Origin of the sequence: Luteibacter jiangsuensis (assembly GCF_030812295.1) — a bacterium.
GTDB lineage: Bacteria > Pseudomonadota > Gammaproteobacteria > Xanthomonadales > Rhodanobacteraceae > Luteibacter > Luteibacter jiangsuensis_A.
This window is the reverse complement of the sequence record NZ_JAUSSK010000005.1, coordinates 157,971-170,864: the sequence shown is the minus strand read 5'-3', so window position 1 is coordinate 170,864 and position 12,894 is coordinate 157,971. Positions and strand designations below refer to the sequence as shown.

Here is a 12,894-nt window from a genome sequence, read left to right as displayed (position 1 = left end):
GACAGGGAAATGCAGGGGAAGCCTACGTGGCCAGTATTCGTTCCCGCCGCGCGTTGCGCGGCGTGTCGTTGATCGAGGTCTTGATGGCCGTGCTGATTTTCAGCATCGGTCTCATCGGGCTCGCCGGTTTGTTGATCATCTCGACGCGGTCCAACCAGTCGGCCTTCGTCCGCACGCAGGTGACCTTCCTTGCCAACAGCATGGCCGATCGCATGCGGGCCAATCCCTACGGGCTGTGGAAAGACGATTACTCCGCGACCTATCCCTTCACGACGGGCACCATGCCCAAGTGCGACGCGACGACGCCCTGCAGTCCCGACGACATCGCGTTGCGCGACAAGCTGCTCTGGACGGCACAGTTGCAGGCATTCCTGCCTGGCCTGGGGCCGAGCTCGATCGCATGCACGAAGGCCGGCGACCTCAGTTACGACCCCACGGCGCAGATCGGCTTGCGTCCGCCCTTCGGCGGCACATGCACGATGACCATCACCTGGGCCGAACGCGGCATCGGCGGCGGCACGGATGACAACGTCGACGACGGCAACCTGCAATCGTTCACCTGGGTCTTCGAACCATGACCATGCGTACCTCTATGCGTCGCGCCATCCGCGGTGTCACCCTGATCGAGCTGATGGTCGCGATGGTGCTGGGCCTGCTGGTGTCGGCCGGCATCATCACGCTGTTCCTCTCGACCTCCAGCAGCAACCGGGTACAGACGCAGCTCGCTCGCCTGCAGGAGGACGGCCGTTTCGCCGTCGGCAAGCTCAATGACGACCTCAGCATGGCCACCGGCATGTATTGCAACAACACCGGTGGTGTCGCGACCAAGACCTCGTCCGACGTCTACCTGGATGGATTGCGCACGCCACGCGTCCTCGCCAAGAATTTCCTCGACGCGCCCGCGTTGTTCGAGAACACGACGCAATGGGGCGGCGCCTCGGGAGAATCCGGCGTCAATTATCCGGCCGCGCCGACGGCGCCGTATGCGATGCCGTCGTTCATGTTCATGCGCGGCTACAATTGCACGGGTACGGGCGCCTGCCTTCCGATTCCGGTGACGTTCCTGGGCGGCAAGCTCGACACGGCGGGAACCGCGGTCGGCAATCGCGTCGTGGGCACCGATGTCCTCACGCTGCGCTATCTCGATTCTTCCCGTGGCTGGCGCCTGGGCGACACCAACAAGGTGGTGCCCGACCTGACCGGCAACACGCTCAAGGAAATCGACCTGGCTCCGACCGCGACCGAGCCGCCGATCACGGAATTCAAGAGCGGCATGGCGCTTGTGGCCGACTGTTCCAGCGCGCAAGTGTTCGCGGTGACCGGCAGCACGACGGCCAAGCTCGTGCCCGCCGCGGCCAGCAACTTCATCACGCCGCTGGCGTTGCAGCCGCAGTCGGCTCCGCGCCTGTTCGACTTCGTGAACGACATGCAGAACGTCACGTACTACGTGCAGGTGGTCAGCGACAACGGATCGGACACCGGCGTGAAGACGGGCGCGCTGATGCGCCGGGTCAACGGCACCACCGTTTCGGTACCCGACCAGGAATTGATTCGCGGCGTGGAGCGCCTGACCTTCCGCTACGGCGTGGAAGATGCCGACGGTGCCGTGCGTTTCCTCACCGCCGACCAGGTCGATTCCCGGGTGAACAAGACGGTGACCTGTCCGCCGACGGCGAACACCCTGACGACGAGCGATCCGGGCTGCCTGTGGCGCGCGGTGAAGAGCATCGAGGTGTCGTTGCTGCTTTCGAGCCAGGTCACCATGCCGACCCTCACCACGCCGGAAACAGCCTTCCTGTATACGCCCGATAGCAGCAACGGCAATTTCGCGCCGGTCTATCCGGCGCAGTCGGGCACGGCGGGCCTCGCCATCAAGCCGTCCCAGCAAGGGTTCGACGACAAGCGTCTACGCCGTCAGTTCACCTCGCTGGTGATGCTGCGCAACTACAACCCCTGATGCGACGCGTTCCGGAGCAGACATGAAACGCTTTCCCCTTCATCGAGCATGGCGCGCACCGCGGCGGCAGGCCGGCGTCGTGCTCGTGATTGCGCTGATCTTCCTGCTGTTGATCACGATCCTCGCCATTGCCGCGTCCGGTACATCGCTGATGCAGTTGCGCCTCGCCGGCGGCCTGCGCAGCTCCCAGTTGGCCGACTTCGGTGCGGAATCCGCCCTTCGTGGTGCGGAGTGGCGCCTGTGGACGGCGAGCAATCTCGACCCCATGGCCTGCACCACGTCCGGTCCTGTTTGCTACAAGTACGATGCCACCGTGTTGAATACCGATGTGGACGCTTTCCGTAATTCGCCGGGCTGGGTGGACACGGGAAGCACGGTGTATTCCGCCGGCACGCTCACGGCGGAAAGCGCGGACAAGACCTTCAAACTGACCAAGGACCCGGTGTACATCATCGAAGACCTGGGCGTGGAACTGCCGGCCGGCGCCGGATCGCAGCACGAGTCGGGACAATCGTCGCCGGGTACCGGCAACACCAGCGTCGACAGCCATATCTACCGGATCACCGCCCGCTCGACCGGAGCGAACGACAACACGGTTCGGGTCATCGAGACCACGTTCGCGGCCAAGGCCAACTGAGAGATATCGTCATGAGCGCATCCCAACGCCTGCTTTCGGCCGCTACCGTGCTGGTCCTGACGACGCTCGGGGGCCTGCCTGGATTGGTCAGGGCAGACAGTACCAACCTCGGCAGCGTTCCGCCCGACCTCACGACATCGGTTGCGCCCAACGTCGCCGTGACCTTCGATGATTCCGGGTCGATGCAGAGTTTCTACATGGGCGACAACCGCCCGTTCGACAATAGGTCGTGGCAGGACACCGTAAATAACAACACGGGCTACTACAGACCCTGGGTCTGCGCGGGTGTGATCGACCCTCGCATCACCGACAAGACGGATCTCCGTTCGGAAGCGATGAACGGCGTCTATTTCAATCCGAACATTTCGTATACGCCGCCCGTGCGGGCCGATGGCACTTCATTTCCGAATGCCGATGCCACGCTGAAATCCGTCTGGATGAACGGCATCGATGTCAACCGTCGAATCAATAAACAAGCGACGTCTGCGGCAGCATACCGGAATAACGGTAACAGCCAGAGTGATGCGTTCGATGGCCGCCAAGCCAACTTAATGGGCGTGATCGTGACGTCCAAGAACAACACGGTCGATAACCGCTGGCGTTGCACACCCAACGCCGCCAGCCCTTTCGACGGCACCTATACCGACCCCAACGGCCTCAAACCGATTGGCGGTCCCTACTACTGGCGCCTCAAGAGCACGGCCAATATCAAGAAGTCCGACGGAACGGTCGACACCAGCGTGTTGTACAACTCCGCCAACTGGGAAGCGGTGGCCGTACCGAGCAGCAACTACCAGAATTTCGCCAATTGGTTCGCCTATTACCGCACGCGTAACATGATGACGCGTACGACCATGTCGCAGGCCTTCGCCAAGATCGGCAACTCGATCCGCATCGCCTGGCAGAACATGAAGAACACGAATTCCGGCAGTAGCACGGATCTTTCGGTGCGCTTCGGTGCGACGGCGAACTTGCAGGATATAGGCGACCTCACCTCGACGGTTCGCCAAGACTTCTTCGACTGGATTTTCCAGGTCGTCGGCGGCAACGATACGCCTGCGCGCGCCGCGACCATCCGTGCGTCGAACATTTTCCGGGCCCCGCTGACCAAGGATGATAACGATCCCTACTGGAACGGCCTTTCCGGCAACGATAGCGCCGACCTGATATGCCGAAGAAATTTCCACATGCTGGTGACGGATGGTTACTGGAACGAGACCGATCCCACGCTTCCGGCGGCAAGTGCTGACGGCGCTCCGGCCATGGATTCCACCAATACCAGCCAGGTCAACCAGACGCTGCCCGATAAGACGGCCTATTCGACCAGCGACACCGTATCGAAGATATACGGCAACGTTTCCGGTACCGTCTACACCTCGTCCATGGCGAATATCGCCTGGTATTTCTGGGCGACTGATCTCCAGCCCAAGCTTAAGGACGGGGTCAAGCCGTACTTGCCGGACCTGACGTCGTCGTCCGTGGTGGATCCGGATGCTCCCACCAAAAACGTGGATGTCTACTGGAATCCTTCCAACGACCCCGCAATCTGGCAGCACGTCTCGCAGTTCTACGTGACGCTGGGCGTTGCCGGTACTCTCGATTTTCCGAACGACCTCGCCGCGCTTAAGGCAGGCACGAAAGCCTGGCCCCGGCCGGTCAATAATTCCCCGCAAGCCATCGATGATACCTGGCACGGTGCGGTGAACAGCCGTGGCGGCTTCTTCAACGCCTCGGACCCGACCACCCTGGTCAACAGCCTGGTGAACATCATCAAGTCGGTGCTCGCCACGACGTCGAGCGCGGTTTCGGCGGCCTTGAGTTCCGGTGTAATCAGCACGGATTCGGTGACCTACGTTCCCAGCTTTTCGTCGACCGACTGGTCGGGCAAGCTCGAGGCTTATGCCGTGACATCCAGCGGTGGCCGTGGCAGCCTGCTGTGGGAAGCTGGTAAGGCACTCACCGACCGTACGACTTCACGCATCATCGTGACCAGCGCCGGCCCGGGCGAAGGGAAGGGCGTCGAGTACCTGTACGCCAACATGACGGCGGCGCAGCAGGCGATCATGAACATCGCGCAGCCTGATCCGGATCCCACCAAAGTGATCAGTGACACCAATGGCGAGAAGCGCGTCAACTGGGTCCGCGGTGTCCGCACCGATGAAGGCACGCTGCTGCGCACTCGCACCTCGTTGCTGGGCGCGATCGTCAACGCGCAGCCTGTGTACGTAAGCTATCCCTCGAGCGGATATCGCGACTTCTTCCCCCCCATCGATGCCAGCACCCCGGCGCCCGAAACGGCTGCCTACACGAGTGATCCGAAGAAGAGCTATTCACAGTTCGTCGCCGATCACCTCGATCGTCAACCGATACTTTATGCGGCCGCGAACGACGGCATGTTGCATGCTTTCGACGCACGCCTGGCCGCACAGGGCGGGTCCTCGCCCGGGCGGGAGCAGTGGGCCTATGTGCCCTCCGCTTCCTACCAGAAGCTCTGGTACTTCTCGAGGAAGAACAATTTCAGCTACCAGCCGACGGTGGACGCCACGCCGATCTACCGGGACGTCTACTTCAGCCAGGCCCGCCCCACATCGACGGTCGGTTGGCATACCATCCTGGTGGGCGGCCTTCGTTATGGCGGCCGTGGCATCTATGCGATGGATATCACCGATCCCACGGGTGCCAGTGCCACCGCCGTGGCGGGCAAGGTGCTCTGGGAGTTCAATTCAGACTCGGTGGGTGGTGCGAACCTCGGTTATACGTTCGGCCAACCGAATATCGGCCGTCTGAAAAGTGGCAAATGGGTCGTATTGGTGCCGGGTGGTTATTTTCCGACTGAAAGTCTGGATCCGGCCTATCGTGCCCCCGCATCGTTCAACAAGTTCAGCTCGCTCTTCGTCCTCGATGCGCAGACGGGCGCTGTGTTGAAGGAATTCCAGACACCGACGACCTATGGCGGCAGCGCCGTCACCAGCTTCGGACTGGCATCTCCGGTGTTGGGCGACTACGACAACGACCAGGTCGACGACGTCGCCTTCGCGGGCGATCTCGCGGGGAACCTGTGGCGTTTCGACCTGCGCGACATCAGCACGGGCACGGTCGACCTGATCTATCGTCCTACCAGTGGCAGCCCTGCGAACACGGTTCCCGGCGACCAGCCGATCACCGTGATGCCGCGCCTGTTCCCCGACCCGAACTCGCAATACTTCATGGTCGTGTTCGGCACGGGCAAGTTCCTGGGCGACGACGACCGCACCACGACGGGTGCGAAGACCCAATCCGTTTACGGCATACGCGATCCGGGCCTGGGCAATACGACCGGCTTGCCATGGACCCGCTCGAAACTGGTCGCGCAAGACCTCGTCGAAGATGCGAGCTTCAACCGTGGGTTGACCAGCAACGCGGTCGCGGGCAGCACGGGAGGGTGGTATTTCGACCTCGATGTGTCCGCGGGCGAGCGTGTGGTCGTCACGCCCACCGCGTTGTTCAATACCAACCGCGCGATCATCACCACGCTGATCCCGACCAGCCCCGACCCGTGCAACCCCGGCCGTGCCGGTGCGTTGATGGTCGTGGACGCGGCGACGGGCGGCCCAGGCGCGGGCGTCGTGGGCACCGGTTCCTTCGGTGCCGGCTATTCGCTCGCCGGTGCGCGCGTCGACAATCCACCTGCGACAGGCAGCCTTGCCGCGGCGACCCTCATCGGCGGCGGGACGACCCTCGTTCCCGGGGTTACGCTGAAGGGCACCTCCACCGCATTCTCGGTAGGCTCTCCCATCTGGCGTCGTCGTTCCTGGAGAATCCTCAATGACCAGTAAGGTTCGCCCCGTACGTGGCTTCACCCTCCTCGAGTTGATGATCGTGGTTGTCGTCATGGCTATCCTGGCGACGATCGCGATCACCCAGTACGGCCGTTACGCCTACCGTGCACGCCGGGCGGACGGCCAGGAGTTGCTCATGCGCGTCGCCAACGCGCAGGAACGTTACTACGCCACGTTCAACCACTACGGCGATGACCCGGTGACGGGCGATCTCAAGCTAGGCAGCGTCATGTCGGAGAAGGGTTACTACAAGGTCACCATCACCTCCGATGACCTGACCAAGTCCTATACGGCGACGGCCAGTCCACAGGGCGACCAGTTAAAGGACGTCTGCGGTGATTTGAGCATCGACTCCACCGGAACGAAATTGCCGGCGTCGACGGACACGGCCAGGAACACCAACGGGCGCTGCTGGTGATGCGCGCGCTGACGGTTGGTTCTACCGGGGTGGGGAAACGGTCAGGCGGGCTTTCCCTGATCGAGCTGATGGTGACCATTTTCGTCCTGGCCATCCTGGCGGCGGTCGCGATACCCAGCTTTCGTTCGGTGATGAGCCGTGGCGACATCGCCAATGCGATCAACTCCCTTTCGGCCGACATGCAGTTCGCGCGTGGGCAGGCGGCGAGCCAGCACCGTTTCGTATCGATCTGCCGCAGCACCACGGGCACCGAATGCGAGGAAGCGACCTCCGACCCGTTCGACTACGACGCGGGTTGGATCGTGTATTCCTATGACGTGACGGCGGATGGTGCGAACCAGGCCTTCGTCACCGGCGAGAAGAACATGGACATTCTTCGCTACACGCCGCAGATCCGCGGTGTATCCCTGCGTGGCACGGACGGCTCGATCTTCACCTTCAACCAGACCGGTGAATTCGTGACCAGCGCTGGCCGTACCACCCTCAGCTTCGCGGCATGCGCGCGCAAGCCAGGCGACCCGGCCAGCCAGGTCGGCACGAACGAAGAGGGCAGGCAGGGCTCGCTATTGACCCTGCGTGCCTCCGGCGCGATCACGGTGACGCCGTTACCCCTGACCTCATCCTGTTTCCCGTGACCCGACCTTGACGGTCTGGCGGATTCTACGTAGAATCCCGCGCTCGATGGGCGGTTAGCTCAGCGGTAGAGCACTGCCTTCACACGGCAGGTGTCACAAGTTCGATCCTTGTACCGCCCACCATCGAATCCTGAAGACCCGGCCACGCGCCGGGTTTTCTTTTGGGTCACACCATGGTTCCCGGGGCTAAAATGCGCCGGCTCACCCAGCGGACACCGCCATGCACGAAGCCCTTGCCGATCTCCACCTGTTGACCCTCACGCCCTGGAAGATCATCGGTCTCCTGGGCACGCTGCTCTTCACCGCGCGCTGGTTCGTCCAGTTCTATGCGACCCGGAAGAACAAGAAGGTCACCGTGCCCATGTCCTTCTGGTACCTGTCGGTCAGCGGCAGCGTGCTGACCCTGGCGTACTTCATCTGGGGCAAGAACGACTCGGTCGGCATCATCCAGACGGCCTTTCCGATGATCGTGTCGTTCTACAACGTGTTCGCGCACCTGAAGCATCGCGAACGCGGCGAGACGGTGAGGCCGGGCGGGCCGGAAGAGACCTGAGGCCTGGGGTTCGCACTTCAGTCGGGGTCGTAGTCGAGGTAGGGAGCTAGCCAGCGCTCGGCTTCGCGGCGTTCCCAGCCCTTGCGACGGGCGTAATCCTCGACCTGTTCGCGGCTGACCCTGCCGACCACGAAGTACTGGCTGTCGGGGTGGGAGAAATACCAGCCGGACACGGCGGCCGTGGGGTACATGGCGAAGCTGTCGGTGAGCTGGATCGTCGTGTGCTCGGTGGCCTGCAGCAGGTCGAACAATGTCCGCTTCTCCGAATGCTCCGGACAGGCGGGATAGCCCGGGGCCGGGCGGATGCCGCGGTACCGTTCCGCGACAAGGGCGTCGTTGTCCAATGCCTCGTCGGGCTGGTAGCCCCAGAACTCCTTGCGCACGCGCTCATGCATGCGTTCGGCGAAGGCTTCCGCCAGGCGGTCGGCCAGGGCCTTGAGCAGGATCGAGGAGTAGTCGTCGTGCGCCGCCTCGAAGCGGGCCACGTGCTCGTCGATGCCAACACCCGCTGTCACGGCGAAGCCGCCGATCCAATCCTGTACGCCGCTGTCCTTCGGCGCGACGAAATCCGACAGGCAGAAGTCCGGGCGATCCGCGGGCTTGTCCACCTGCTGGCGCAAGTGGTGCAGGGTGGTCGTCGCCTTGCGCTTCCCGATGCCCGCCTCGGCGTACACCTCGATATCGTCACCCGACTGCGCCGCGGGCCAGAAGCCGATCACGCCCTTGGCCGTGAGCCACTTTCCCGCGATGAGCTTGTCGAGCATCGCTTGCGCATCGTTGTAGAGTTCGGTGGCCTGAGGTCCAACGATCCCGTCGTCGAGGATGGCCGGAAACTTGCCGGCAAGCTCCCACGCGTTGAAGAACGGTGACCAGTCGATATAGCCGCGCAATTCGGCAAGGTCGTAGTCGTCGAACACGGTGATGCCGGGCACGCGTGGCGTGGGCGGCGTGTAAGACGGCCAGTCGCCGGTGTAGCGCTGGGCGCGGGCCTTCGACAGGGGCACGAGTTGCTTGCCCGCGCCGCGGCTCTTGTGGCGGTCGCGCACTTCCGCATATTCGGCGCGCACCTTGGTCATGAACTCGTCGACGAGGTCCTTGCTGACCAGCGACTGCGCGACACCGACGGCACGCGAGGCATCCTTCACCCACACGGTGGGTGACTTATAGTGCGGTTCGATGCGCAGCGCGGTATGCGCGCGCGAGGTCGTCGCGCCGCCGATCATCAGCGGTACGCGGAAGTCCTGGCGCTCCATCTCACGGGCGACCTGGCTCATTTCTTCCAGCGAAGGTGTGATCAGACCGGAGAGACCGATGATGTCGGCGTTCTCGGCGCGCGCGATGTCCAGGATCTTCTGCGTCGGCACCATGACGCCGAGATCGATCACCTCGAAGTTGTTGCACTGGAGCACCACGCCGACGATGTTCTTGCCGATGTCGTGGACGTCGCCCTTGACCGTGGCGAGCACGATCTTGCCGTTGTTCTTGCCGGCGTCGCCGGAGCGCAGCTTCTCTTCCTCGATATAGGGAATCAGGTGAGCCACGGCCTTCTTCATCACGCGGGCCGACTTCACCACCTGGGGCAGGAACATCTTGCCGGCGCCGAACAGGTCGCCGACCACGTTCATGCCGCTCATCAGCGGGCCCTCGATCACGTCGAGCGGACGGCGGGCGACGAGGCGCGCTTCCTCCGTGTCCTCCACCACGAACTGGTCGATCCCATGCACGAGGGCATGCGTCAACCGCTCGACGACGGGCTTGTCGCGCCATGCGGCGGTTTCCACCGCCACCTCGCTCTTGCCGCCCTTGTAGCGGTCGGCGATCTCGAGCAGGCGCTCCGTACCGTCGGGGCGGCGGTTCAGCACGACGTCTTCGACGCGTTCGCGCAGTTCCTCCGGGAGATCGTCGTAGATCGCCAGCGCGCCGGCGTTGACGATGCCCATGTCCATGCCCGCGGCGATCGCGTGGTAGAGGAACACCGAGTGGATCGCTTCGCGCACCGGGTTGTTGCCACGGAACGAGAACGATACGTTGGAGACGCCGCCGGAAACATGCGACGAGGGGAAACGCTTCCTCAGCTCGCGCGTCGCCTCGATGAAATCCACCGCATAGTTGTTGTGTTCCTCGATGCCGGTGGCGATGGCGAAGATGTTGGGATCGAAGATGATGTCTTCGGGGGGGAAGTCCAGCTCGTCCACCAGCAGTTCGTAGGCGCGCGAGCAGATATCCACCTTGCGTTGCTTCGTGTCGGCCTGGCCGGCCTCGTCGAAGGCCATCACGACCACGGCGGCGCCGTACTGGCGGACCTTGCGCGCGTGGTCGAGGAAGGCGGCTTCGCCTTCCTTCATCGATATGGAATTGACGATGCCCTTGCCCTGCATGCAACGCAGGCCAGCCTCGATCACGCTCCACTTCGAGGAATCCACCATGATCGGCACGCGGGCGATGTCGGGCTCGGAGGAGATCAGGTTGATGAAGCGGGTCATCGCCGCCTCGGAATCGATCAGTCCCTCGTCCATGTTCACGTCGAGAATCTGTGCACCGCTCTCCACCTGCTGGCGGGCCACGTCCACGGCTTCCTCGTAGCGGCCCTCCTTGACCAGCTTGCGGAACTGGGCCGAGCCGGTGACGTTGGTACGTTCGCCGACGTTGATGAAGTTGAGGTCCGGCGTGAGGACCAGCGGCTCGAGGCCGGACAGGCGCGTATATCGAATGCTCATGCGGCTTGTGCGGTGTCCTTGGGAACGCGCGGCGGGTAGGGCGCCACGGCGGCGGCGATCGCCGCGATGTGCGCGGGCGTGGTGCCACAACATCCACCCACGATGTTGATGAGGCCATCGGCGGCAAAGCCACGGATGGTCGCGGCCATGCTTTCGGGTGTCTCGTCGTACTCGCCGAAGGCGTTCGGCAATCCGGCGTTCGGATGCGTGCTGACGGCGCTGCCGGCGATACGCGCGAGCATCTGCACGTGCGGGCGCAGGTCGTCGGCGCCGAGCGCGCAGTTCAGGCCTACCGACAGGGGCTGGATGTGTTCCACGGAATAAAAGAACGCCTCGGCGGTCTGGCCGGAAAGGGTGCGCCCGGAGCGGTCGGTGATCGTGCCCGAGATCATCACGGGCACGCGCGCGCCGAGTTCGTTGAACAGTTCGCTCAGCGCGAACAGCGCGGCCTTGGCGTTGAGCGTGTCGAAGATCGTCTCGACCATGATCGTATCCGCGCCGCCTTCGATCAGGGCACGCGCGGCTTCGATGTAGTTCGCGGTCAGTTCCTCGAAGGACACGTTGCGGAAACCCGGATCGTTCACGTCGGGCGAGATCGAGGCGGTGCGGCTCGTGGGCCCGAGGACGCCGATGACGAAACGCGGCTTGTCCGGCGTGCGCCGGGTCATCTCGTCGCAGGCCTCGCGGGCGATGCGCGCGCCTTCGCGGTTCAATTCGGGCACGAGGTGCTCAAGATGGTAGTCGGCCTGGCTGACCCGCGTGGCGTTGAAGGTATTCGTCTCGACGAAATCCGCGCCGGCTTCGAGATACGCCATGTGCACGCCGCGGATGATGTCCGGCTGGGTCAGCAGGAGCAGGTCGTTGTTGCCCTTCAGGTCGCATTCGCCGGGATGGTCGTGGCCGTGGTCGTGCGCACTGTCGTTGCCGCCCGCGAAGCGCTCACCGCGATAACCGGATTCGTCCAGCTGGTGCCCCTGGAGCATGGTGCCCATGCCGCCGTCGAGGATCATGATGCGTTCGGCGAGGCCCTTCTGGATCAGGGCGACGCGATCGGGATGGAGCCAGGGAAGGTTTTTCATGGGGGTGTCTCCGCTCAGGGCTTGCGCGCGAGAAGACTGATGACTTCGAAATGCGGGGCGCGGCGTTCGCGGCTCAGGCGCTCGCAGCTGACCACGTCCAGCCCGGCCTTCCGCGCCATGGCCGTGAGGCCGTCGCAGGTGAAGCCGAGGTTGCGGTGGTCGAAGGGTTCGACGACGGCGCGGTGGTCGTGTTCGCCGAGCGTCGAAACGAGCAGGCGTCCGCCCGGCTTCAGCACCCGGGCCACCTCGTCGAAGACCTTCTGCGGCTGCTCCGAGTAGGTGAGGGCGTGTAGCAGCAGGACAAGATCGAACTGCCTGCCGCCCAGGTCCAGCGCGTGCATGTCGCCTGTGCGCACGTCGACATTGGTGAAGCTCGACAGGCGCTGGCGTGCCGCGTCGACGACGCGCTCGGAGCTGTCGATGCACACGATGGAATGCGCATGCGGAGCCAGCAGCTCGGCGGTGACGCCATCGCCCGAGGCGATGTCGAGCACGTCGCCCGTGGCGAGCAACTGCAGCAGCGATCGAGCCAGTGTCTCCCACGTGCGGCCGGGCGAGTAATGCCGCTCCATGTCACCGGCGACCGTGTCCGCCCAGCCTTCCGCACGGGCGCGCTGAGCCAGTACCGCAGGCAGGCGCTCCGCGTCTTCGCGCAGCAGGGCGTCGCTCAAGGTGTCGCGCAGGGAAGCCACCAGGGCGGCGAGAGTGGGGTCCGCCTCGGCGTTGGCGCGATAATAGGCGGACACGCCGGCCCGGCGATCGCGTACCAGCTCCGCCTCTTTCAGCTTGGCCAGGTGCGTCGACACGCGTGGCTGGGCGAGGTGCAGCACGGCCGCCAGTTCGGCGACAGTCAACTCCTCGCGATCCAGCAGGGCGAGCAGGCGGACGCGGGTAGGATCAGCCAGGAGCCGAAGCACCGTGGAGGCCGTCGACAGGTCCATCCAACATCCTTATATCGCGATACAGAGATACCTAGGATGCGGCCAGCGTGCCCGGGCGTCAAGGCCATGTTGCAGTGCACGGAGGCACCGACTCGAACGGCCGTTACAATGGTGGGCTTGTCTCCACCCCAAGACTTTG

10 protein-coding genes and 1 tRNA gene are annotated in these 12,894 nt (G+C 63.8%); 8 read left to right on the top strand and 3 right to left on the bottom strand.

Annotated elements, in window-relative coordinates; genetic code table 11:
- Window positions 1-26: 26 nt before the first annotated feature.
- The 8 genes from pilV to J2T07_RS16925 all read left to right on the top strand — a co-directional run bounded on the left by pilV (window position 27) and on the right by J2T07_RS16925 (window position 8,018).
- Window positions 27-578, top strand: coding sequence for a type IV pilus modification protein PilV (gene pilV, locus J2T07_RS16960; protein WP_306851497.1), 552 nt, complete (start codon window positions 27-29; stop codon window positions 576-578).
- A gap of 2 nt (window positions 579-580) precedes the next feature.
- Window positions 581-1,957: a PilW family protein gene (locus J2T07_RS16955; protein WP_306851496.1), complete on the top strand. Its 1,377-nt coding sequence runs from the start codon at window positions 581-583 to the stop codon at window positions 1,955-1,957.
- Window positions 1,958-1,979: 22 nt separating this feature from the next.
- Entirely contained in the window at window positions 1,980-2,594 is a 615-nt protein-coding gene (locus J2T07_RS16950; protein ID WP_306851494.1) for a pilus assembly PilX family protein, read from the top strand.
- A gap of 11 nt (window positions 2,595-2,605) precedes the next feature.
- Window positions 2,606-6,409, top strand: coding sequence for a pilus assembly protein (locus J2T07_RS16945; protein ID WP_306851493.1), 3,804 nt, complete (start codon window positions 2,606-2,608; stop codon window positions 6,407-6,409).
- A complete protein-coding gene (locus J2T07_RS16940) occupies window positions 6,399-6,830 on the top strand; it encodes a type IV pilin protein (protein WP_306851491.1) in 432 nt (143 codons plus the stop codon). The genes J2T07_RS16945 and J2T07_RS16940 overlap by 11 nt, the downstream gene beginning before the upstream one ends.
- Window positions 6,830-7,465, top strand: coding sequence for a GspH/FimT family pseudopilin (locus tag J2T07_RS16935; RefSeq protein ID WP_306851489.1), 636 nt, complete (start codon window positions 6,830-6,832; stop codon window positions 7,463-7,465). The genes J2T07_RS16940 and J2T07_RS16935 overlap by 1 nt, the downstream gene beginning before the upstream one ends.
- A 48-nt stretch (window positions 7,466-7,513) precedes the next feature.
- Window positions 7,514-7,588, top strand: a tRNA-Val gene (locus J2T07_RS16930).
- A 97-nt stretch (window positions 7,589-7,685) separates the two neighbouring features.
- Window positions 7,686-8,018: a lipid-A-disaccharide synthase N-terminal domain-containing protein gene (locus J2T07_RS16925; RefSeq protein WP_306851487.1), complete on the top strand. Its 333-nt coding sequence runs from the start codon at window positions 7,686-7,688 to the stop codon at window positions 8,016-8,018.
- A 17-nt stretch (window positions 8,019-8,035) separates the two neighbouring features.
- On the opposite strand, the gene metH is transcribed toward J2T07_RS16925, so the two are convergent.
- From metH to J2T07_RS16910, 3 genes are read right to left on the bottom strand one after another with little or no spacing between them, the layout of a single operon-like run.
- Entirely contained in the window at window positions 8,036-10,735 is a 2,700-nt protein-coding gene (gene metH, locus J2T07_RS16920) for a methionine synthase (protein ID WP_306851484.1), read from the bottom strand.
- The gene (locus J2T07_RS16915; protein WP_306851482.1) at window positions 10,732-11,814 is read right to left on the bottom strand and encodes a homocysteine S-methyltransferase family protein; all 1,083 of its coding nucleotides are present in this window, start codon (window positions 11,812-11,814) and stop codon (window positions 10,732-10,734) included. Before J2T07_RS16915 ends, metH begins: the two co-directional genes overlap by 4 nt.
- Window positions 11,815-11,828: 14 nt before the next feature.
- Window positions 11,829-12,755, bottom strand: a complete 927-nt coding sequence (locus J2T07_RS16910) for an ArsR/SmtB family transcription factor (RefSeq protein WP_306851480.1) — start codon at window positions 12,753-12,755, stop codon at window positions 11,829-11,831.
- Between the last annotated feature and the right edge of the window lie 139 nt (window positions 12,756-12,894).

What these genes read in the sequence shown, in the direction of transcription:
- J2T07_RS16945 (WP_306851493.1), top strand. Translation starts at nt 2,606, where the DNA reads ATGAGCGCATCCCAACGCCTGCTTTCGGCCGCTACCGTGCTGGTCCTG.
- metH (WP_306851484.1), bottom strand. Translation starts at nt 10,735, where the DNA reads ATGAGCATTCGATATACGCGCCTGTCCGGCCTCGAGCCGCTGGTCCTC.
- J2T07_RS16915 (WP_306851482.1), bottom strand. Translation starts at nt 11,814, where the DNA reads ATGAAAAACCTTCCCTGGCTCCATCCCGATCGCGTCGCCCTGATCCAG.
- J2T07_RS16935 (WP_306851489.1), top strand. Translation starts at nt 6,830, where the DNA reads ATGCGCGCGCTGACGGTTGGTTCTACCGGGGTGGGGAAACGGTCAGGC.
- J2T07_RS16950 (WP_306851494.1), top strand. Translation starts at nt 1,980, where the DNA reads ATGAAACGCTTTCCCCTTCATCGAGCATGGCGCGCACCGCGGCGGCAG.
- J2T07_RS16940 (WP_306851491.1), top strand. Translation starts at nt 6,399, where the DNA reads ATGACCAGTAAGGTTCGCCCCGTACGTGGCTTCACCCTCCTCGAGTTG.
- J2T07_RS16910 (WP_306851480.1), bottom strand. Translation starts at nt 12,755, where the DNA reads ATGGACCTGTCGACGGCCTCCACGGTGCTTCGGCTCCTGGCTGATCCT.
- J2T07_RS16955 (WP_306851496.1), top strand. Translation starts at nt 581, where the DNA reads ATGCGTACCTCTATGCGTCGCGCCATCCGCGGTGTCACCCTGATCGAG.
- J2T07_RS16925 (WP_306851487.1), top strand. Translation starts at nt 7,686, where the DNA reads ATGCACGAAGCCCTTGCCGATCTCCACCTGTTGACCCTCACGCCCTGG.